Source organism: Rhodococcus sp. B50, assembly GCF_013602415.1.
Lineage (GTDB): Bacteria > Actinomycetota > Actinomycetes > Mycobacteriales > Mycobacteriaceae > Rhodococcus.
Genome location: NZ_WPAG02000003.1, coordinates 535,693 through 555,757 on the forward strand (window position 1 = coordinate 535,693; position 20,065 = coordinate 555,757).

Genomic DNA, 20,065 nt, shown 5'->3' on the forward strand with positions numbered 1-20,065 from the left:
GCGGTGGTCAGATGACGTCGTCGGCTTTGAGGGCGGCGATCTCTTCCTCGGGCTTGCAGAGGACATCCCGGAGAACAGCGTCTGTGTGCTCCCCCAGTCGAGGTGGTACGCGGTACGTCGTAACCGGGCTGCCGGAGAACCGGATGGGATTGCCGACGAGAGCAAGGCCGTCCACGTCGGTGTGCTTGAGCAGTTCTCGGTGCTGGATCTGGGGGTTCTCGAAGACTTCCTTCATGGAGTTGACCGGACTGCAGGGCACGTCGGCCGCTTCCAGTTTCTCGACCCAGTACTCGACCGGTTCGGTGACGAAGATCTTCGACAGAACCTCCAGGACGAAATCCCGGTTCTCGATTCTGGCGGACACGGTGGCGAATCGTGGATCGTCGACCAGTTCGGGTCGGCCCAGTGCTGCAGCCAGACCGGAGAACTGCTTCGGTGTGCTTGCGACGACGAATATGTCGTTGCCGTCGCTGCACCGGAAAGCCTGGGAGGGGATGCCGCCGAACCCTCCGTTGCCCCGGCGGGGTGCTTGTTCGCCCGAGACCAGATAGTTCTGGACGTAATGGGACAGGGACGCCACACCACAGTCGAGCAGGGATACGTCGATATGCTGGCCCTCGCCTGTTCGGTCACGATGGCGTAGTGCCGCAAGTATCGCTGTGGACGTATACAGGCCGGCGAGGACGTCGACCATCGAGACGCCCACCTTCATGGGTCCGGCTCCCGGTTCACCGTCGGGAATGCCCGAGACGCTCATCATTCCGCTCATCGCCTGGAACACGCCGTCGTAGCCCGCTCGCATCGCGTACGGTCCGTCCTGGCCGAATCCTGTCACGGAGCAGTAGACCAGCCTCGGGTTGTGCTGACGAAGAGACTCGAAGTCCAATCCGTACTTCGCCAGCACACCGGTTCGGAAGTTCTCGACCAAGACGTCGGAACTGCCTGCCAGTTCACGGATCAGTGCGGCGCCCCGCGGGTCGGAATGATCGACCGTGATGGACTGCTTGTTCCGATTCGCGCTGAGATAGAAACCGGAGTTGCGGTCGGACGGTTCCCCGAAGAAGGGGGGACCGTACTGCCTCGAGTCGTCGCCCACGCCGGGACGTTCGACCTTGATCACCTCGGCGCCGAGGTCGCCCAGAAGCTGAGTGGCGAGCGGTGCGGCAAGGATGCGGCTCAGGTCGAGAATACGTATGCCCGCCAGCGGGCCTGTGGTTTCGATCTTGGCGTTCACCTGCGGGGCTCCTTGGGCAATTTCAGCACTCGTTCGCTGATGATGTTCTTCTGGATCTCGCTCGCGCCGGCGTAGATCGTTTCCGCTCGTGCGCGGACGAAGGCGCGCCGCAGTGCGGTGGCCTCGTCGACGACGGCGGCGCCCGACGTGTCGTCGACCGCCCAGTCGGTTCCCAGCAGGGACTCCTCACCCAGCACATCCATGGCGACCTCGGTGAAGTTCTGGTGCCAGCGAGACCAGTAGTACTTGCCGATGGATGCTTCGGGACCGAACTCACCGTCCCGCAGTGCGGTGGACAACGTCCGGAGGTTGTTGTAGGCCATGATCTGCAGGCCGATGTAGGAATCGACGATCCGGTTGCGGAGAGCCGGATCATCAAGGGGAGCGCGTCGTTTCGAGAGGTCCTTGAGGTGTTCCATCTCGCGGACGAAGGAGAACTGATAATTCAGGACCGATGTCGCTCGCTCGTGACCGAGGGTCGTCATTGCGGCGTTCCAGCCCTCGCCCGTCGCCCCCAGGACATTGTCGATCGAGGTTCGAGCGTCGTCGAAGAATACTTCGTTGAATCCACTGTCCCCGAGCATGGTGCGTATGGGGCGGATGGTGACCCCGGGCTGGTCGAGCGGCACGAGCATGTAGGACAGTCCGGCATGTCGGCTGGACGTCGGGTCGGTGCGGACGATCGCGAAGATCCAGTCGGCATGCTGGGCGAAGGTGGTCCAGATCTTCTGGCCGTTGATTACCCACTCGTCCCCGTCGAGGTGTGCGCGGGTGGCCACATTCGCCAGGTCGGACCCCGCCCCCGGTTCCGAATATCCCTGGCACCACACCACTTCGGCCTTGGACATCGGTATCAGGAGGCGTTTCTTCTGTTCTTCGGTGCCGTACGACAGCGCGGTGGGTGCCATGAGAGTCTCACCGTGGAATGCTGCGCGTGGGGGAGCGCCGGCGCGCGCGTACTCCATGGCGAAGACGATTTCCTGGGTCATGGTCGCGCCGCGTCCGCCGTACTCTCGCGGCCAGGACAGGCCCAGCCAGTTTCCGGCTCCGAGTTCACGCTCCCATGCCCGGCGCAGTTCCCAGTTGTCGTCGTCGTCCGGACCGCCGCGGTCTGCCTGACCGGAGAACTCCTTTGTGAGGTGCTCCTTCAACCACGTGCGCACCTCGTCGCGGAACTCCCGGTCGGCATCCGACAACGGCAGTTCGCCGAAACTGTCCTCTGAAGAACCCATGCTCCTATAGTACAATCAGTTAGAGAATTAGCCAGCCCTCTTCACTGGAACGCAGGGAGGTGGGCCGGCTCCCGGACTGGAGGAGTCGTCGGTGGACGAGATCTCATGGTCGGTTTCGGGAGGGATCGGAACCATCACCCTCAATCGACCTCACGCGCGCAATGCCTTTACTTTCGACATGGTGCGCGAATGGGAGCGCATGCTCCGCGAAGCCCAGGAAGACGACTGCGTGCGCGTGGTGGTGCTGACAGGCGCAGGTGACAGAGCCTTCTGCTCCGGAGTCGATCTCGGTTCGATTTCCAATGCCGATCGGAACCTGACGCCGCTTCAGCGCAAGAACCAGTTGCACGAGGAGATCCATCGCGTTGCGCGCGCTGTGGAGGCCCTCGACAAGCCACTCATTGCGGCCATCAACGGTGTTGCGGTGGGTGCCGGCCTGGACATGGCCTTGATGTGCGACATGCGCATCATGTCCTCCATCGCCAAGCTCTCGGAGGGATACGTCCGCGTGGGTCTCACGCCCGGGGACGGCGGGGCTTACTACCTTCCGCGTCTCGTCGGGACCTCGAAGGCGCTCGAGTTGCTGCTGACCGGCGACTTCGTCGATGCGGCCGAAGCTCACCGGATCGGCCTGGTCAACCGTGTCGTTCCGGCAGAGTCGTTCGCGGAGGAAACGCAGAAGTTCGCAGAATCGATTGCTGCCCATGCTCCCGTCACGGTTCGAATGATCAAGCGAATCACGTACCAGTCCGCCGATGCGGATCTGCGCACTGCGCTCGACCTGGCCTCTTCACACTTTGCAGTGGTCGCAGCCACCGAAGACTCGGCCGAGGCGTTGTCGGCCATGAAAGAAAAGCGTGAACCCGTGTACCGCGGAAGGTAGTCCGATATGCCCGCATCGGGCGGGGGCTGCACCCGTACGTCGAATACTCAAGGAGAACCCGAATGTCGGAGCAAGTGGAAGCGTCTACGGAGCCGGACGTCTTCGACGCATGGATCAATCTGCCCTACCTGCCCGGTGAGGTCACACCCGATCCTGCGGTGGTCGCGCGATTCAAGCGCGGCAACAGTGCGTACGAAGGCGGAGAGACGATCGCCGACGTCGTGGCGGAGATGGATCGCATGGGTATCGCCGCGGGTGTGCTCACGAAGGTGCCCCGCGACATCACCCCCGCCTACGTTCACGGAACGAAGACCGGTGAGAAGGTTCTGCGCGAGACCTGTGAACGGCTCGCACAGATCCAGATGGACCATCCGGGACGATTCGTCACGTCGGTGGGAATCGATCCGCGCCTGGGATACGAGGCCGCGAAGCACGTACGAATCGCCGTGCGCGAATACGGAATCAAGTGCATCCGCATCATTCCGATGTTCACCGGTATCGCCATCGACGACAAGCTGGCCTATCCGGCCTACACTGCGGCCTGCGACGAGGGCGCGGTGGTGTCGATCAACGTCGGTGTTCCGGGACCGATGAAGCCGGCGAAGTTGCAGCGAACGATCCTGATCGACGAGGTAGCCCTGGCCTTCCCCGAGTTGAAACTGGTGATGAGCCATCTCGGAGACCCGTGGATCAGCGAGACCGTGGCCATGCTCATCAAGCATCCCAATGTGTTCGCAATGACCGCCGGCTGGGCTCCCAAGTATGTGCCGGAGGAGATCCTCACGTTCGCGCAACGCCGTAATCCCGAGAAGCTCATGTGGGCATCGGATTACCCGATTCTTTCCATCGAGAGAACCATCACCGAAGGTCGGGCTCTGTCCCTGACCGGTCGTGCACGTGAGGGGTACCTCGGTGGCAATGCCCGCAGGGTCTTCGGTCTGCCGAGCTGACCCCCGGAATCCTTCCACACGTTCATAGGACTCGATAATGGAACTTGACTTTGCCCCTGGACTCGAGGACTTCCGAGAGGAAGTCCGTACCTGGCTCGCCGAGCACATCGTGGGTGAGTTCGCTGCGCATCGTGGCGTCGGCAGTCCCACGGACGACACGGCGTGGGACCTGCGTGTGGAATGGGAACGCGAGCTGTCCGCGGGACGCTGGCTTGGCCTGACCTGGCCGGAGGAATTCGGAGGCCGGGGTCTGGGGCTCGCCGAGGAGATCGTGTTCGAATACGAGTATGCGAGAGCCGCCGCGCCGGCGCGTGTCAATACGCAGGCTCTCGAGCTCCTCGGCCCGACGCTGCTCGCCTGCGGCACCCATGAGCAGAAATCCCGCTTCCTTCCGAAGATCCTGAAGGTGGAGGAGATGTGGGGGCAAGGGTTCAGCGAACCCGGTGCCGGTTCGGATCTCGCCGATGTCCGCACGCGGGCCGTGCTCGACGACGGCGGAGTCTGGCATATCGACGGTCAGAAGATCTGGACGACCTTCGGCCATCACGCGGATTGGTTGTACGTCCTGTGCCGGACCAATCCCGACGTCGCGCTTCGGCACAGGGGGTTGTCGTTGCTGCTCGTCGACGCACGCCAGGACGGCGTGGAGATCCGGCCCATCGAGAACATCAACCGTTCGACCGAGTTCAGCGAGTGCTTCTTCAACGACGCCAGAAGCACTGCCGATCTCACCGTCGGTGAAATCGATGGGGGATGGTCGGTGGTGATGACCACGCTGGGACTCGAACGTGGCAGTGCGCTGATGCCGGTTCAGTTGGGCATGGAGCGGGAACTGAGCAGCATCATCGACATTGCACGTCGGAACGGATCACTCGACGATCCCGACATTCGGCAGAGACTCGTCGATGCATATATCGGTACGAAGCTCATGCGATCGACGAATCTGCGCGTGGTGGCGGATCTGCTGAACGAGGATTCGCCGGATCCGGGTGCCGCGACGGCAGCCGCGGCGATGACGACGAAACTGTTCGCCTCGACCCAGCACCAGAAGATGGGCGAACTGGCGATGGATATTCTCGGATTCGCCGGACTGTTCGAGACGGGCGACCCCCTCGACGATGTCTCCACCGTGCAGAAGCTGTTTCTGTCGTCTCGCGCCGAAACCATCTACGGCGGAACATCGGAGATCCAGCGGAACATCGCCGCGGAACGGGTCCTCGGGCTCCCTAGATAGAGCTGAGGCCTGGAATCGGGCCGGGAGGCAAGAACGAACCGCCGCCTGTCGTGAAGACGGGCGGCGGTTCGTGTTCGGGTGAAGGTGCGGGTTACCGGCCGGACCAGACGGGTGCTCGTTTCTCGGCGAAAGCGAGTGCGCCCTCTCTTGCGTCGGCGGAGGTGAACACAGGGTCGATCATCGTGCGTTGTTTGTCGAAGGCTTCGGGGGCGGGCCAATCGCGTGATTGCGTGATGACTTCCTTCGTGACCGCGACCGCGAGCGGACCGTTGGCGGTGATCTTACGTGCAAGTTCCATCGCTGCTTCCAATGCTTCTCCCGGCTCGGTGAGGCGATTGACCAGGCCCAGCTCGTGAGCTCGTGGGGCAGGGAGGTTGTCGCCGGTCAAAGCAAGTTCCATCGCGAGCTGATAGGGAATGCGCTGGGGGAGCCGAATGAGACCGCCTCCACCGGCGACGAGGCCGCGCTTCGTCTCGGGAATCCCGAACATCGCGGTTCTGGACGCCACGATGAGGTCGGTGGCGAGTGCGAGTTCGGTGCCTCCGGCCAGTGCGAATCCCTCGACAGCAGAAATCACGGGCTTGCGTGGGGGAGCCTCGGTGAATCCGAGTCCCCGTCCGGGGACGGAAGGGTCCTCGCCGCGGACGAATGCCTTGAGGTCCATCCCCGCGCAGAAGTTGCCGCCGGCACCGGTGAGGACGGCAACCGAGAGCGACGGATCTTCGTCGAGTCGATCCATGGCGTCCGACAAGGCGAAGCTGACTTCTCGGTTGATGGCGTTCCGGGCTTCGGGGCGGTTGAGGGTGACGAGCAGGATGCGTTCGTGCTGTTCGACTGTCACTGCTGAATCAGTAGACATTCTGTACTCCGTTCTCGATTGGGGGATCGGGCTGTCGATCGGACGTTAAAGGTGCAATAATTAAACTACAACTGCCGTGGAAGCGGTCGACGCGAAGCAAGGAGAATGTAGTGACGGATTGGCAGAGTCGGTTCGAGACGCTGAAGGTGACGGCAGACGGCCGCGTGCGAATCGTCACGATGAATCGTCCGGACGCTCGCAACGCCGCCGATGCCGTCATGCATCGTGAACTCGCGGAGGTATGGGATCTTCTGGCGGTCGACCCGGGATGTCGCGTCGTCGTCCTCACCGGGGCGGGCAAGGCTTTCAGTGCCGGGGGAGATCTGCCCCGGATGGTTGCAACCCAGGAAGACGCCACTATCCAGGACGAAGTCTTCTCGGAAGCGCGGCGAACAGTGCTCGGCATGCTCGCACTGCCGCAGCCGTTGATCGCTGCGGTCAACGGTGCGGCAGTGGGCCTGGGCGCCAGTCTGGTCACCCTGTGCGACCTGGCCCTCGCGTCGGACCGTGCGTTTCTCGCAGACCCGCATCTCGGCGTCGGCCTGGTACCGGCAGACGGTGCCGCCCTGCTCTGGCCGCTGATCATGGGAGCGCTTCGAGCCAAGGAGTACGTCTTCACCGGGGAGCGGATCACCGCCCCGGTCGCGAAGGAGCTCGGCTTGGTCAATCGCATTCTGGACCACGAGGATCTCATGCCGGCAGTGATGGAGCTGGCTCACAAACTGGCCGCGGTACCCCACGACGCCCTGCGGCAGACGAAGCGACTGATGAACACCCATACCGCGCGCGCCCTCGCCGGACTCCTCGACGATGCACTGGCGGCCGAACGCTCGAGCGTCAATTCGGCGGAACATCGCGAGTTGTCACGGGCGCTCGTCGATGCCGCCGCGGCACGACAGAACGGAAGTCGTTGACCCACAATCCGATCACACCGAAAGAAAGGAAGTTGACGATGTCGACACTGGACGGGCGCGTGGCGCTGGTCACCGGTGCTGCCGGAGCCGGGATCGGAAGAGCGATCGCAACGCGCCTGGCGTCCGACGGAGCTACGGTCGTGGTCACGGACTCACACGCTCGACGTCTCGAAGAAGCGGTCTCGGAAATTCGAGAAGCGACGCAGGGCAAGGTTATCGGGCACGTTCTCGATGTAGGGGACCGTGAACGGATCGTTGCGGTCACCGACACTGTCCATGCCGAGGTCGGACCCATCTCCATTCTGGTCAACAATGCGGCGGTCAATGTGATGGGACCGATCTTCGACTACGACCCGGCGGATTGGGATCGGGTACTGAACGTCAATCTCAGTGGTCCGTGGATGCTGTCGCGTCAGGCGATGAGGCAGATGCGGGACGACGGCATTCCCGGTGTCATTCTGAACATCTCTACGTACGCACCCGATGTGGGTGGGGAGGGGATCGAAGCGCCGTATGCGGTCAGTAAGGGCGGGCTGAACGTGTTGACCCGAAGCTGTGCGCACGAGGGCGGCCCGTACGGGATACGAGCCAACACGTTGTCGATGGGGATGGTCACCGGAACGCGGTTCACCGATGCGCTCCACCCCGACATGCAGGATCGCGAGCGGGAGAAGTCACCCCTCGGGAGACTGTCCCACGTCGACGACATCGTCGAGGCGGCAGCCTTCCTCGTCTCGGATCGAGCGAAGAACATCACCGGAGAAACGGTGAACGTGGCTGCCGGAACGCATATGCGTTATTGAGCGACTCGGCCCCCATACGAACAACAGAAGGAGAATCATGCCGGAAGCTGTGATCGTTGCGGCGGCGCGTACCCCGATCGGCCGGGCCTACAAGGGAGGGCTGAAGGACATGCGGCCGGACGAACTCGCTGCACACGTGGTACGGGCTGCGGTCGACCAAGTGCCGCAACTGGATCCGTCATCGGTGCGCGACCTGATGCTGGGCTGCGGCGCGCCCGGCGGCGAACAGGGTTTCAATATGGGTCGGGTCGTGTCGACCCTGCTCGGATGGGATTCCGTACCGGGCACGACGGTCACGCGGTATTGCGCGTCGAGCGTGCAGACCACCCGGATGGCGATGCATGCCATCCGCGCCGGCGAGGGTGATGTGTTCATCGCGGCAGGCGTCGAGGCCATCAGCCGTGGTCGTCGAGGGCACGCGGATACACCGCCGGTCCCCGATGACGCCGACCCGCGTGACCGAGCGAAGAATCCGTGGACGAATCCCCGATTCGCGGCGGCGCAGGGCAGAACCCGCGAACGCAGCGCCGGAGGCGCCCCGGAGTGGACGGATCCGCGTGCTACAGGGGAGTTGCCGGACGTCTATATCGCTATGGGACAGACCGCCGAGAACGTCGCGCAGCGGTGCGGTGTCACCCGAGAGGAGCAGGACGAGTTCGCCCTCCGGTCTCAGGAGTTGTACCAGCAGTCGCTGGCAGCCGGGTTCTGGAAGCGTGAGATCACACCCCTGACCCTCCCCGACGGAACCGTGCTGGATCGCGACGAAAGTCCGCGCGCCGGTACCACTCTCGAAAAGCTGGCGGCGCTGGCGCCGGTCTTCCGTCCCGACGGGACCGTCACAGCAGGCAACGCGTGCCCCCTCAACGACGGCGCAGCAGCCCTGGTCGTCATGTCGGATCGCAAGGCCGCCGAATTGGGGATCACCCCGCTGGCGCGCGTCGTGGCCACGGGTGTCTCTGCACTGTCGCCGGAAATCATGGGGCTCGGGCCTATCGAGGCCACCCGTGATGCTCTGGCGAACGCCGGTCTCGGCATCGCGGACATCGACCTGTTCGAGATCAACGAGGCCTTTGCAGCGCAGGTTATTCCGTCGTACAAAGAGCTCGGCATCCCGCTCGACAAGCTGAATGTCAACGGTGGCGGAATTGCCGCAGGGCACCCTTTCGGTATGACCGGGGCCCGCATCGCCACCACGCTCATCAACTCGATGCGAACGCACGACAAGCAGTTCGGACTCGAAACGATGTGCGTGGGAGGCGGTCAGGGTATGGCGATGATCCTGGAACGTCTTTCCTGACGTCCGAGCCTGCAGCGGACGTCAGGGATGCACGTCCGAACAAGCGAGCGGGTGGTTCGATCCTCGAGATCGAACCACCCGCTCGCTTGTGACGGACCTCAGAGACCTACGAGTTCTGCGATGCGCCGGCGATGCACTCCCGGAGAACCCAGGAGCGTCTGCGAGCCGCGTGCTCGTTTGAAGTAGAGATGTGCGGGATGTTCCCAGGTGAAGCCGATGCCGCCGTGGATCTGGATGCTTTGGGCGGCGATGTGATAGTAGGCATCCGAGCAGTACGTCTTCGCAATGGACGACGCGAGTGCTCGGTCCTCCGAATTCGCCCCCACGGCCCCGCAGGCGTAGTACGCGGCCGACCTGGCGGACTCGAGCTCGACGAGCATGTCGGCGAGCTGATGCTTGATGGCCTGGAAAGAGCCGATAGGGCGTCCGAACTGCCGACGCATTTTGGCGTATTCGACAGTCGACTCGAGGACGTGAGCCGCGCCGCCGACCTGTTCGGCAGCCAGGGCCGCGGCCCCGATGTCGAGAACCTCGGCGACGATGTCCCACCCTCGTCCGTCCTCTCCCAGGAGGGAGGCCGGTGCACCGTTCAGGGTGACGGTGGCGAGATTTCGCGTCCGGTCGAGAGTCGACAGCGGTTCCGTCGTGACGCCTTCGGTGTGTGCGTCGACCGTGAACAGGGAGAGGCCGCGCTCGGTACGGGCGGCGACGATCAGGAGATCTGCATCCGCTCCGTCGAGTACATACGATTTGACGCCGGTGATGCGATAGGAACCCTCGTGGAGCTCGGCGCGCACATGGACGTTCTCCTCCGAAGCCGTCTCGTTGCCTTCGGTGACGGCCAGGGTCGCGATCGTCTCCCCGGCGGCGATTCCGGGGAGGTACCGGCTGGCAGTCTCGGGATCTTCGGCGAGCAGCAGTGCGTATGTCGCCAGCACGCACGTCGACAGCAGGGGTGCGCACAGGAGGGAACGGCCGCTTTCCTCCAGGACGATCGCAAGTTCGGCGAAACCGAAGCCCGCGCCACCGTATTCCTCGGGGATGGCAAGTGCTTGGACACCGACCTGCTCGGCCATCAGTTTCCACGACGTGACGTCGAAACCGCTGGTCTGGTCCAGGAAGGAGCGGACGTGCTCCTCGGACGAATGGGTGTCGAACAGCCGCCGCACCACGGAGCGCAGCTCGTCCTGTTCGGGAGTTGAGGTCAACATTGCTCTCCTAGGTCGGGAGACGTCTTCATAAAGAGTATAATAAGCTAACCGATTAAACAACGGGAGTCGGTGCGGGTGGGGGGCCGGGCGCCGCATGCCGAGCATGTTCCGAGGCTTGGCGTGCCGGTGCAAATAGAGTACAAATAACTAACTAATTAGCTGAGATGACGACGCAATGACGAAGCGTCCGCAACTATCAGGAGGCGATATGGGCTTGCACGACGATCGGATCGTGATCGTGACCGGTGCCGGGCAGGGCATCGGCCGCGAGCATGCACTGGAATTTGCGCGACAGGGTGCGAAGGTCGTAGTCAACGACCTCGGCTCGACCGACGACACCGTTGCGGAGATCAAGGCCATGGGCGGCGAAGCGGTCGCCAGCAACGACGACGTGTCCGACTGGGACGCTGCCGGCAGGCTTGTCGCATCGGCGGTCGACACCTTCGGTGACCTCCACGTACTGGTGAACAATGCGGGCATCCTCCGGGACAAGATGTTCGTCAACATGGACGTGGGTATGTGGGACGACGTCATGCGCGTGCACCTGCGGGGAACGTTCTGCCCCACCCGTCACGCAGTGGATTACTGGCGGTCGAAGCACAAGGCCGGCGAACCTGTTTCGCATCCTCGCATCGTCAACACGTCCTCACCGTCCGGCCTCTACGGAAACGTCGGCCAGTCGAACTACGGCGCGGCCAAGGCCGCCATCGCTGCCTTCACCGTCATCCTCGCGGACGAACTGTCGCGTCTGGGCGTCACGGTGAACGCGATCGCGCCCAGTGCGCTCACGCAGATGACGGCCGGTCTCGACGCCTACGTCGCGAAGCTCGAGGAGATCAAGGAGAAGACCGGATTCGACTACGGCTCACCGGCCAATATCGCTCCTCCGGTCGTCTGGCTGGCCTCGCCCGAAGCCTCGCAGATCACGGGACGGGTCTTCAACGTCAAGGGCGGGCGCATCGGGGTCGCGGAGACCTGGGTGGCCGGACCTTCCGAGGAGAAGTACGCGAAGTGGGATCCGGCCGAACTCGGTGAGGTGATTCCTCGTCTCGTCGCGGAGGCCCGGCCCAACTCCGACGGTTCGGGACAACCACGCCAGGGGGCGTGATGGCACCGGTCAACGGAATCAGTGTCGAACGGCGCGACTCGGTAGCCGTCGTCTGGCTCGACCGACCGGACCGCGGGAACGGATTCATCTCGGATATGCAGGTCGAGCTGCACGAGCAGCTGGCTGCCCTAGATGCCGACGACGAGGTCCGAGCGATCGTGGTCACCGGGCGCGGCCGGTTCTTCTCCACCGGCGCTGATATGGAACCAGGTGGAGCGAACTTCGCCTTCGACGCCGAACAGACCGCGCGCGCTCGAAAGATGATGCGCGATCGTCCTCGGCCCTGGAAGCTGAGAACTCCTGTCATCGCGGCGATGAACGGATCGGCGGTGGGACTGGGGCTGACCTTCGCCCTCCAATGGGACATCCGGGTGGTCAACGAAAGCGCCAAGTACGGGTTCGTGTTCACACGCCGCGGACTGATTCCCGAACAGAACTCACTGTGGTTGCTCCCGAAACTCGTCGGGCTTGCCACCGCGGTCGAACTGCTCCTGACCGGGCGATTGTTCAGCGGCGCGGAAGCGCGGGAACTCGGAATCGCCGCGCGGGCTGTTCCTGGTGACCAGGTGCTCGATACCGCATTGTCGATTGCGAACGAAATTGCCGACAACACCAGTGCGGCCGCCGTCGGCCTGACGAAGGAACTGGTGTACTCGCTGCTCGAGGAGGCCGACCGGGAGGCGGCCTTCCATCTCGAATGGGAGAACTTCCGGGCGATCGGACGAGAGTCGGACGCGACAGAGGGGGTCGCGGCATTCATCGAGAAGAGACCCCCCCAATTCACACTCGACAAGCGCTACGCGGTGGACGTCGCGGCATCGAGCGAATGGGAGGGATGACGGTGTCGAACAACGAACCGGTTCTCTACGAAGTGGACGATGACGGGGTCCTGGTGCTCACGCTCAACCGGCCCGAGCGCAAGAATCTGTGGTCGCTGGAGATGGAGACGGCGTTCTACTCGGCGCTCGACCGGGCTGCCGAAGATCAGGATGTTCGTGTCATCGTGGTGACCGGCGCCGGATCCACGTTCTGTCCTGGCCTGGATCCTGGCGTGCTGGACGGGATCAAGGGGGGATCGACCTATGCGACGAACCGGCTGCCGCAGACGTATGCCACCACGATCCCCAAGATGATCATCGGCGCCATCAACGGCTCCTGCGCCGGAATCGGGTTGGCCCAGGCCTTGTGCTTCGACTTCCGATTCGCTGCCCGTGGCGCGAAGTTCACGACTGCATTCTCGAAGCGGGGACTGCCGGCCGAGGACGCATCTGCGTGGATCCTCAGCCGGCTTGCCGGGCCGGCTCACGCGATGGACCTGGTGGTGTCCGGCCGGGTGTTCCAGGCCGAGGAAGCGCTGGATCTCGGTGTGGTGCAACGCCTCAGCGAACCGGGATCGGTGCTCGAGGATGCGGTCGAGTATGCGCGTTCCATCGCAGCGAATGTGTCGCCGGTATCGATGGCGATGATGAAGTCGCAGGTGTGGCGCGACACCGAGTCGACGATGGAGCAGGCCAGGATAAGGGCTCAGTACCTCCTGACACTGGCGAAGGGACGCCCGGACTTCCGCGAGGGTGTAGATGCACTGATCGAGAAGCGCAATCCCCGATTCGACCCGTACACTCCGACCGTGTTCTGAGCTGCTGTTCCAGGATCCAGTACAACGTCACGTCAATGGCCGGCCCACCCTTTCGGTGCGGACCGGCCATTGACGTGATTGCTCGTCAGCGGGGTGCGAAGCGTTGTGCTCCATCGAGCCGCACAACCTCACCGTTGATGTAGCCGTTGGTCAGCAGCGTCAGGGCGAGATCTGCGAATTCTTCCGGCTTGCCGAGTCGCTTCGGGAAGGGCACATTCGCGCAGAACTTCTGGAGTGCTTCCTCTCCGACGGATTCCATCATCGCCGTGTGCATCGTTCCCGGAGCGATCGTGTTGAGTCGGATACCCACCGAGCTCAGGTCGCGTGCGCCGGCGATCGTCAGGCCGATGACACCGGCCTTTGCGGCAGCGTACGCGCTCTGGCCGATCTGCCCCTCGTAACCGGCGATCGACGCGGTCTGCACGATCGCTCCACGTTCGCCGTCTGCATTCGGTTCGTTCTTGGCGATCTCGGCGCTCACGAGTCGCAGCACGTTGTAGGTGCCGGTGAGGTACAGGTCGAGTGTCTTGGCGAATCCTTCGAGGCTCGCCGGGCTGCCGTCGCGGTTGACGATTCGCTCGGCGACGCCCCATCCGCCGTGGGTGATCACCGCGTACCGGAGCGTGCCGAGCCGGCTTGCCGTTTCGATCGTGGCCGCAACGCTGTCCGAGTCGGTCACGTCGGTGCGGGAGTACACGACCGAATAGCCGAGTTCGTCTGCGAGCAACTTGGCTTTATCGTCCGCAAGGTCGGCGATGACGACCGACGCGCCGGCAGCGTGCAGCCCGCGAACCACGGCCTCACCCAAACCGCCCGCGCCGCCGGTGACGATGGCGGATGTTCCACTCAGGTTGGTGGGGGACATATGTGTTCTCCTGTCGATCGCCGAAGGGGAAGGTTTACCGATGGGTGAACCACCCAAGACTTAATAGATTAATCATTTAACGTGTTTACGGCGAACTCGTCAAGGATGTGGGTGCGGGTCGGGCAACGCCGTGTTCCGGTGTCGGCGCGATGAAGGGTCCGATCAGGACGGTTCGGGTGCTGCCCAGGACTTCATCTGGGCGATCAGATCGCGAAGCTCGTCGGTCGAAGGTGACGATCGATTCGGGTGCTGGAAGGTGCAGGACAGCAGCGCTCCGAAGAACGCTCGAACGAGCCAGGTCACTTCGCCTTCGCGGATCTGGCCCGCTTTCTGGGCGGCTCGAAGTGCGGCAGCGAGAGCGCGTGACCGCGGTTCCAGGACATGTCGTTGCAGGAGGGAATACGCCTCGGGGTGCTTGCCGGCATCGGCGGTGAGGCGCAGTTGGAGTTCGAGGGTGTCGGACCGAAGGCCGTCGACGAACATCGCTCCCAGGGTGAACAGGTCACTCTCCAGATCTCCGGTGGGTTCGAACTCGACCAGATCGATTGCACCGATCGCTGCGAGAAGAAGCTCGTCGGAGTTCTGCCACCGGGCGGTGATGGTCTTTCTGGAGACCTCGGCACGCCGTGCGACCTGGCGGATGCTGAAGTCTGCTGCTCCGACCGTCGCGATCTCTTCCCGCGCGGCTTCGAGAATTCGGACTGTGAGGGACTCGTCTCGGCGGCGCCCGGGGCGCTTGGGATTCGACGTTGCGGGCGTGCTCACAATCCTGAGCATGGCACCTGTTGACATCAGAACCAAAGCGGGCCAGCATTAGGGTACCAACATGGCCCCCTAATTCCAGGAGTCTTCCGGTGAGTTCTTGCCCCGCTTTCGACCCCCTCTCTTCCGAGGTCCTCGAGGACCCCTTCACGGCGTATGCCGAAACGCGTGGGGCATGCCCGATTCCGCACGTCGCGGATCACGACCCCGGCTTCTTCGTCGCTCTCCGATACGCGGATGTGGTTCGTATCGTGACCGACCAGTCCGAATGGACCGCGAAGTACGGCATCGGACCGCGGTTCCAGCGGGGCGTCGGGTTCAACACCGACGGTCCGGAGCACATGAAATTCCGTCGCGCAGTGATGGCAGGCCTGGGCGTCAAGCAGGTGAAAGCGCTCGAACCGGTCATCAGGGAACTGGCCGACGATCTGCTCGCCCGGATGGAAGCCCACGGGCCGGGTGACTTCCACGAACTGTTCGCAGGGCCGCTGCCCGTCTTCGTGGCCGCTCGCCTCCTCGGAATCGAAGGCGACGTGGGGCGCTTCAAGGACCTTTCAGACGCGCTGATGGCGGAAGGGATGAACAGCACTGATCCTGCCGAATTCCTTCGGATCCTCGAAGAACTCGACGCCTACTGGGAGGGGCAGCTCGCATCGCGCAAGGAAGCACTCGCGAAGGTCGAGAACCCCGGACCTGAGCACCTTGGCGATGTTGTGCCGGACGACCTCATGTCCATGCTGCTCGTGATTCGCGGGGAGGACGGACGGCAGCTCACGGACTACGAGGTGTCGAACTCCTTGATGAACCTTCTCCTCGCAGGCAACGAGACCACGATCTCGTTGCTCACCAACGTGGTCTGGCGATTGCTGGAGAAGCCCGAACGGTGGGCCGCTGTTGTCGCGGACAGGGATCTGGTCGACGTTGCGATCGAGGAAAGCCTGCGTTTCGACTCGCCGGTGCTCGGGATGTTCCGAACGAGCGTGCAGCAGACGGAATTGAGCGGGACGGAAATTCCGGAGAAGACCCGGATCATGGTCACCTACGGAGCAGCGAACCGCGATCCCGAAATGTTCTCCGAGCCCGACGAATTCCGTCTTGACCGCCCGCGGGACGAACTGCGGCGTCACATCGCCTTCGGTAAGGGCGCACATGCGTGCCCCGGCGCAGCGCTGTCACGGCTGGAAGCGCGGATCGCTCTGAACGCACTTCTCGACAAGTTCGAGGGATTGCGATTGGACGGCGAATCGCAGCGCATCGAACCGTTCAATTTCTGGGGACGCAAGAGCCTCCCCGTTACCTGGTAGAGCAGACAAGGACTGAAGATGATGAGTCTGCGATGTGACGCTGTCTCGCAGTCGGATATCGGGCAGGTACTGCTGTGGCTTATGTAATCACCCAGGCGTGTTGTAACGACGTCTCGTGTGTCGAGGTCTGCCCGGTCAACTGTATTCACCCGACGCCCGATGAAGCTCCTTTCGCGACGACGGAGATGCTGTACATCGATCCGGACACGTGCATCGACTGCGGAGCATGCGTCGACGAGTGCCCGGTCGACGCGATCGCCGCCGACAACGAACTGACCCCGGCGCAGGAGCCGTACCTCGAGATCAACGCCGAGTACTACCGGCGATACCCGATCGGGCCGGACTGGCCCGAACTGCGCACACGCCGCAAGCTGCCCGCCGAGCTGGGCACCCTGCGGGTCGCGATCGTCGGATCCGGCCCGGCCGCGTGCTACGCGGCGATGGATCTGGTGACGCACTCGGCGGTGCAGGTCGACATCTTCGATCGCCTGCCCACCCCCTACGGGCTGGTCCGTGCCGGGGTGGCTCCGGATCATCAGAGCACCAAGGGTGTCGGCGATGTGTTCCGCAGCGCCATCGGCCACAAGAACACCCAGTGCTATTTCAACGTCGAGGTCGGCACCCACATCACCCACGAGGAGTTGCTGGCGCATCATCACGCGGTGATCTACGCCGTCGGCGCCGCGGGCGACCGCACGCTGAACATCCCCGGTGAGGACCTGGCCGGCTCGCACGCCGCGACCGAGTTCGTGGCCTGGTACAACGGGCACCCGGATTTCGCCGATCGCACCTTCGACCTGTCGGCCGAGCGGGCGGTGATCATCGGCAACGGCAACGTCGCCCTGGACGTGGCGCGGGCGCTGGTGATGGATCCGGAGGAGCTGGCCCGCACCGACATCGCCGAGCACGCCCTCGAGGCGCTGCGGAAGTCGAACATTCGCGAGGTGGTGGTGGTGGGACGGCGCGGCCCGGCGCAGGCCGCCTACACCAATCCGGAGCTGCTGGCGCTCGGTTCGCTGGCGGGGGTGGATGTGGTCGTCGACCCGGCCGAGGTGCAACTCGATCCGGTCAGCCGCGCACTGATCGACGATCCGGAGGTCGAACCGCGCCTGGCTCTGAAGGTGCGGCAGGTCGAGGGCTTCGCGCAGAACACCCCCGGTGAGGGCACCAAGCGGATCGTGCTGCGGTTTCTCGCGTCGCCGGTGGAGATCTCCGGCGACGGGGTCGTCGAGTCGATCACGCTCGAACGCACCGAACTCGTCGAGACGGGCGGCCGGCTCGAGGCCCGCCCGACCGGGCAGACCGAGACCCTCGAGGCGGGATTGGTGCTGCGGTCGATCGGCTACCGCGGGACCGCGCCGGCGAGCCTGCCCTTCGACGAGCGGCGCGGGGTCATCCCCAACGACGGCGGTCGCGTGATCGATCCCGAGACCGGAGCGCCGGTGCCCGGCGTCTACACCGCGGGCTGGATCAAGCGTGGCCCGAGCGGGGTGATCGGCACCAACAAGCAGTGCTCGGCGGAAACCGTCGAAAAGATCCTCGACGATTTCGTCGCGGGCCGGTTGCCCGAGCCGGTCGCGGATCGGGAGAAGTTGGCGGCGCTGGTCGCCGAGCGGCGCCCGGAGCACATCGACTACCGGGGCTGGTTGCAGATCGACAAGCAGGAAAAGGCCCGCGGTTCGGCGGCGGGACGCTCACGCCTGAAGTTCGTCTCGATCGAGGACATGCTCGCAGCCTCGAGGTCGGCGATGGACGGCAGCGCGTAGGGAGACGCCGACCGTCCGGCTGTATTACCGCAAGGGAAGGGTGACCGCGACTGCGGTCACCCTTCCCTTGAACTGTCCTGTGTGAGGTGGAGGCTCCCGATCCAAAGAGAATGCTGGTATGCCTGCACCGAGGAAGTACGACGCGGAGACTCAGGAGCGTGCGGTCCGGATGTATCGGGACCGAATCGCCAAACACGGAGGCTTGATGGCGGTCGGTGGTTCGCGTGCTGCTCGAGCACGGTGGGTGGACGAACGTCGCCTGCCCACCGTGTCTGAGCAGGTCAACTCGTGCGAAGAACGATTCCTTGTGCGTTGAAGAACAATCCGCCTGGAGTCACCAGGACGGAAGCGGCGTGGGGCACCTGACGGTCCCCGGATTCACCGCGAAGTTGCAGCACCGCTTCGTGTAGGTGGCCGGCGCCCTGGGTTCCGCCTTCGGAAAGGCTGCCGCCGTGTGGATTGATCGGTACCTTGCCGTCGATCATGACTCGGCCCCGACTGTCGTCCCAGTGCTCACGCAGGAAGTCGCCGCCCTCACCGGGCTTGCAGAATCCATAGGATTCCAGGCAGTGCAGCGTGATCAGGGAGAATCCGTCGTAGGGGAACAGTACGTCGAAATCATTTGTCCCGAGGTCACTGCGATTGAGAAGAGCATCGGCGGAGACGGTCTGGCCGGTGCGGTCGAAGCTCGCGGTGAGGTGTTCCTCCGGATGGTCCGTCAATCCCATCGACAGGGCGTGGATGAGAACGGGGCGATTCGGGGCGTCGGTGGCACTCTCTGCTGTGGTGACGACGAATGCGTCGGCGCCGTCGATCGGAACGTCCATGTCGTAGATGCACAACGGTTCACGGATCATCCGGCCTTCGAGGTAACCGTCCATCGTCAGGGGGGCGCTCATGACCGCGTTGGGATTGTCTGCGGCGTTCGCGCGCCCGTTGAGTGCGACCAGCCCGAAGTCCTGTCGCGTGCGGTTGTAGGTGGCAAGGTAGCGCTCCGCCCAGGCCGCATAACCGATGGGGCCGAACATGCCGTACGGCTCGGCTTCGGTGTGGCCGTCTCCGAACATTGCCCGTCCATCGGCCAGACCGACGGCGGCCCGTTCGCGGAACGGTCCGCGACCGAGTCGGTACACGGAGTGGTAGACCAGGACCGCGTTGGCGGTTCCCGACCACACGGCGTTCACGGCGGCGGTGAGGTGGTTACCGATCGGTGGTCTCGCGGTGGTCCAATAGGTGACGCTGGGTAGCCCGAGGGCTGATGCCACGATCGCGGGATCGATGCCACCGGTGTGGAGCCCACCACCGACTACGCCGTCGATCTGATCCGCGGTCAGCCCGGCATCTTTGATGGCGCGGGTGGCTGCCTCCAGAACCATGGTCAGTTCGGTGACGTTTCGGTCGCGGGTATAGGGGGAGCGTCCGAGTCCGGTGATGGCGACGCGATCCTTCATCGGATTACGTTGCGGAAGCACATTCATCGGGCGTTCTCCTTCTCCGTGACCGTACGGAATGCGGGCCACGGTGCGCCGTCACGCTCGATCCACGTGAGTTCCACGGGCTGTCCGATTCGCTGCGTGGTTTCCGGTGAGTCGACCAGCGGAGCCACGATCCGCAGGCCCGGCTGTTCCGTCAGGTCGATCGCGGCGAGCGGCCAGGGGGTGGTGTAGTCCACCACGGGCGGACCTTGATGCAGCCGGGTCAGCAGGTGAATGGTTCCGCTTCCCTGTACCGGGCGGACTACGACCTCACTCGACCAGCAGGACGGACAGATCGGCCGTAACGGGGTGTGCCACTGTTCGCACTCTGGGCACCAACCGGCGCGCAGTTCGTGTAACAGCAGACCCCGGTAGTACTCGATATTGATCTGATCCAGCCGGATCCGCGGAAAGCGTTTGAAGACATCTTCCGTTGTAGGGCTTTCGCCGGTGCCGTCGATGAGCCTGCCGGAGTCGTCGGCTGGTGTGGGTGCAGCGGCCATTCGTGCTCCTGATTCTCGTTGAACGTGTT

At 63.8% G+C, this 20,065-nt stretch carries 19 protein-coding genes; 11 read left to right on the top strand and 8 right to left on the bottom strand.

Going from position 1 to position 20,065, the window contains the following annotated elements:
- Nucleotides 1-7 precede the first annotated feature (7 nt).
- On the bottom strand, nucleotides 8-1,234 hold the full coding sequence (locus GON09_RS26845; RefSeq protein WP_307854565.1) for a CaiB/BaiF CoA transferase family protein: 1,227 nt from the start codon (nucleotides 1,232-1,234) through the stop codon (nucleotides 8-10).
- A complete protein-coding gene (locus GON09_RS26850) occupies nucleotides 1,231-2,466 on the bottom strand; it encodes an acyl-CoA dehydrogenase family protein (RefSeq protein ID WP_213935003.1) in 1,236 nt (411 codons plus the stop codon). The genes GON09_RS26845 and GON09_RS26850 overlap by 4 nt, the downstream gene beginning before the upstream one ends.
- A gap of 91 nt (nucleotides 2,467-2,557) precedes the next feature.
- Here GON09_RS26850 and GON09_RS26855 point away from each other — a divergent pair, with 91 nt between their 5' ends.
- The 3 genes from GON09_RS26855 (at nucleotide 2,558) to GON09_RS26865 (ending at nucleotide 5,533) form a co-directional block, all read left to right on the top strand.
- Nucleotides 2,558-3,349 (top strand): enoyl-CoA hydratase/isomerase family protein, encoded by a 792-nt coding sequence (locus GON09_RS26855; RefSeq protein WP_213935004.1) that lies wholly within the window; start codon nucleotides 2,558-2,560, stop codon nucleotides 3,347-3,349.
- A 62-nt stretch (nucleotides 3,350-3,411) separates the two neighbouring features.
- Nucleotides 3,412-4,299 carry an amidohydrolase family protein gene (locus GON09_RS26860; protein ID WP_213935005.1) on the top strand — a complete coding sequence of 296 codons (888 nt, stop codon included), beginning with the start codon at nucleotides 3,412-3,414 and terminating at the stop codon, nucleotides 4,297-4,299.
- 37 nt (nucleotides 4,300-4,336) lie between these two features.
- Nucleotides 4,337-5,533, top strand: a complete 1,197-nt coding sequence (locus GON09_RS26865) for an acyl-CoA dehydrogenase family protein (protein WP_213935006.1) — start codon at nucleotides 4,337-4,339, stop codon at nucleotides 5,531-5,533.
- A gap of 91 nt (nucleotides 5,534-5,624) precedes the next feature.
- On the opposite strand, the gene GON09_RS26870 is transcribed toward GON09_RS26865, so the two are convergent.
- The gene (locus GON09_RS26870) at nucleotides 5,625-6,392 is read right to left on the bottom strand and encodes a crotonase/enoyl-CoA hydratase family protein (RefSeq protein ID WP_213935007.1); all 768 of its coding nucleotides are present in this window, start codon (nucleotides 6,390-6,392) and stop codon (nucleotides 5,625-5,627) included.
- Nucleotides 6,393-6,502: 110 nt separating this feature from the next.
- Between GON09_RS26870 and GON09_RS26875 the strand changes: the two genes are divergently transcribed.
- Genes GON09_RS26875 through GON09_RS26885 form a run of 3 tightly spaced genes read left to right on the top strand, consistent with a single transcriptional unit; the run spans nucleotide 6,503 to nucleotide 9,406 of the window.
- The gene (locus tag GON09_RS26875) at nucleotides 6,503-7,306 is read left to right on the top strand and encodes an enoyl-CoA hydratase/isomerase family protein (protein WP_307854566.1); all 804 of its coding nucleotides are present in this window, start codon (nucleotides 6,503-6,505) and stop codon (nucleotides 7,304-7,306) included.
- A gap of 38 nt (nucleotides 7,307-7,344) precedes the next feature.
- Nucleotides 7,345-8,109, top strand: coding sequence for an SDR family NAD(P)-dependent oxidoreductase (locus GON09_RS26880; RefSeq protein WP_213935008.1), 765 nt, complete (start codon nucleotides 7,345-7,347; stop codon nucleotides 8,107-8,109).
- Nucleotides 8,110-8,146: 37 nt separating this feature from the next.
- Nucleotides 8,147-9,406: an acetyl-CoA C-acetyltransferase gene (locus tag GON09_RS26885; protein ID WP_213935009.1), complete on the top strand. Its 1,260-nt coding sequence runs from the start codon at nucleotides 8,147-8,149 to the stop codon at nucleotides 9,404-9,406.
- Between the two features lie 98 nt (nucleotides 9,407-9,504).
- Here the strand turns inward: GON09_RS26885 and GON09_RS26890 are convergent, their stop codons facing one another.
- Complete coding sequence (locus tag GON09_RS26890) at nucleotides 9,505-10,617, bottom strand: acyl-CoA dehydrogenase family protein (RefSeq protein WP_213935010.1); 1,113 nt, start codon at nucleotides 10,615-10,617, stop codon at nucleotides 9,505-9,507.
- Between the two features lie 208 nt (nucleotides 10,618-10,825).
- Here GON09_RS26890 and GON09_RS26895 point away from each other — a divergent pair, with 208 nt between their 5' ends.
- Genes GON09_RS26895 through GON09_RS26905 form a run of 3 tightly spaced genes read left to right on the top strand, consistent with a single transcriptional unit; the run spans nucleotide 10,826 to nucleotide 13,361 of the window.
- On the top strand, nucleotides 10,826-11,725 hold the full coding sequence (locus GON09_RS26895) for an SDR family oxidoreductase (RefSeq protein WP_213935011.1): 900 nt from the start codon (nucleotides 10,826-10,828) through the stop codon (nucleotides 11,723-11,725).
- Nucleotides 11,725-12,564: an enoyl-CoA hydratase-related protein gene (locus tag GON09_RS26900; RefSeq protein WP_213935012.1), complete on the top strand. Its 840-nt coding sequence runs from the start codon at nucleotides 11,725-11,727 to the stop codon at nucleotides 12,562-12,564. The genes GON09_RS26895 and GON09_RS26900 overlap by 1 nt, the downstream gene beginning before the upstream one ends.
- On the top strand, nucleotides 12,561-13,361 hold the full coding sequence (locus tag GON09_RS26905) for an enoyl-CoA hydratase-related protein (RefSeq protein ID WP_213935013.1): 801 nt from the start codon (nucleotides 12,561-12,563) through the stop codon (nucleotides 13,359-13,361). Before GON09_RS26900 ends, GON09_RS26905 begins: the two co-directional genes overlap by 4 nt.
- 85 nt (nucleotides 13,362-13,446) lie before the next feature.
- Here the strand turns inward: GON09_RS26905 and GON09_RS26910 are convergent, their stop codons facing one another.
- A complete protein-coding gene (locus GON09_RS26910; protein WP_213935014.1) occupies nucleotides 13,447-14,226 on the bottom strand; it encodes an SDR family oxidoreductase in 780 nt (259 codons plus the stop codon).
- 162 nt (nucleotides 14,227-14,388) lie between these two features.
- Nucleotides 14,389-14,991 carry a TetR/AcrR family transcriptional regulator gene (locus GON09_RS26915; protein WP_307854567.1) on the bottom strand — a complete coding sequence of 201 codons (603 nt, stop codon included), beginning with the start codon at nucleotides 14,989-14,991 and terminating at the stop codon, nucleotides 14,389-14,391.
- A gap of 248 nt (nucleotides 14,992-15,239) precedes the next feature.
- Here GON09_RS26915 and GON09_RS26920 point away from each other — a divergent pair, with 248 nt between their 5' ends.
- Nucleotides 15,240-16,292, top strand: a complete 1,053-nt coding sequence (locus GON09_RS26920) for a cytochrome P450 (RefSeq protein WP_307854568.1) — start codon at nucleotides 15,240-15,242, stop codon at nucleotides 16,290-16,292.
- Nucleotides 16,293-16,366: 74 nt separating this feature from the next.
- Nucleotides 16,367-18,058 (top strand): FAD-dependent oxidoreductase, encoded by a 1,692-nt coding sequence (locus GON09_RS26925; protein WP_213935017.1) that lies wholly within the window; start codon nucleotides 16,367-16,369, stop codon nucleotides 18,056-18,058.
- A gap of 281 nt (nucleotides 18,059-18,339) precedes the next feature.
- Here the strand turns inward: GON09_RS26925 and GON09_RS26930 are convergent, their stop codons facing one another.
- Nucleotides 18,340-19,536: a thiolase C-terminal domain-containing protein gene (locus tag GON09_RS26930; protein ID WP_244867052.1), complete on the bottom strand. Its 1,197-nt coding sequence runs from the start codon at nucleotides 19,534-19,536 to the stop codon at nucleotides 18,340-18,342.
- On the bottom strand, nucleotides 19,533-20,036 hold the full coding sequence (locus GON09_RS26935; RefSeq protein WP_213935018.1) for a Zn-ribbon domain-containing OB-fold protein: 504 nt from the start codon (nucleotides 20,034-20,036) through the stop codon (nucleotides 19,533-19,535). Before GON09_RS26935 ends, GON09_RS26930 begins: the two co-directional genes overlap by 4 nt.
- Between the last annotated feature and the right edge of the window lie 29 nt (nucleotides 20,037-20,065).

Excerpts from the sequence above, each read along its gene's own strand:
- GON09_RS26850 (WP_213935003.1), bottom strand. The coding sequence starts at position 2,466 with ATGGGTTCTTCAGAGGACAGTTTCGGCGAACTGCCGTTGTCGGATGCC.
- GON09_RS26860 (WP_213935005.1), top strand. The coding sequence starts at position 3,412 with ATGTCGGAGCAAGTGGAAGCGTCTACGGAGCCGGACGTCTTCGACGCA.
- GON09_RS26865 (WP_213935006.1), top strand. The coding sequence starts at position 4,337 with ATGGAACTTGACTTTGCCCCTGGACTCGAGGACTTCCGAGAGGAAGTC.
- GON09_RS26870 (WP_213935007.1), bottom strand. The coding sequence starts at position 6,392 with ATGTCTACTGATTCAGCAGTGACAGTCGAACAGCACGAACGCATCCTG.
- GON09_RS26880 (WP_213935008.1), top strand. The coding sequence starts at position 7,345 with ATGTCGACACTGGACGGGCGCGTGGCGCTGGTCACCGGTGCTGCCGGA.
- GON09_RS26885 (WP_213935009.1), top strand. The coding sequence starts at position 8,147 with ATGCCGGAAGCTGTGATCGTTGCGGCGGCGCGTACCCCGATCGGCCGG.
- GON09_RS26890 (WP_213935010.1), bottom strand. The coding sequence starts at position 10,617 with ATGTTGACCTCAACTCCCGAACAGGACGAGCTGCGCTCCGTGGTGCGG.
- GON09_RS26895 (WP_213935011.1), top strand. The coding sequence starts at position 10,826 with ATGGGCTTGCACGACGATCGGATCGTGATCGTGACCGGTGCCGGGCAG.
- GON09_RS26900 (WP_213935012.1), top strand. The coding sequence starts at position 11,725 with ATGGCACCGGTCAACGGAATCAGTGTCGAACGGCGCGACTCGGTAGCC.
- GON09_RS26905 (WP_213935013.1), top strand. The coding sequence starts at position 12,561 with ATGACGGTGTCGAACAACGAACCGGTTCTCTACGAAGTGGACGATGAC.
- GON09_RS26910 (WP_213935014.1), bottom strand. The coding sequence starts at position 14,226 with ATGTCCCCCACCAACCTGAGTGGAACATCCGCCATCGTCACCGGCGGC.
- GON09_RS26930 (WP_244867052.1), bottom strand. The coding sequence starts at position 19,536 with ATGAATGTGCTTCCGCAACGTAATCCGATGAAGGATCGCGTCGCCATC.
- GON09_RS26935 (WP_213935018.1), bottom strand. The coding sequence starts at position 20,036 with ATGGCCGCTGCACCCACACCAGCCGACGACTCCGGCAGGCTCATCGAC.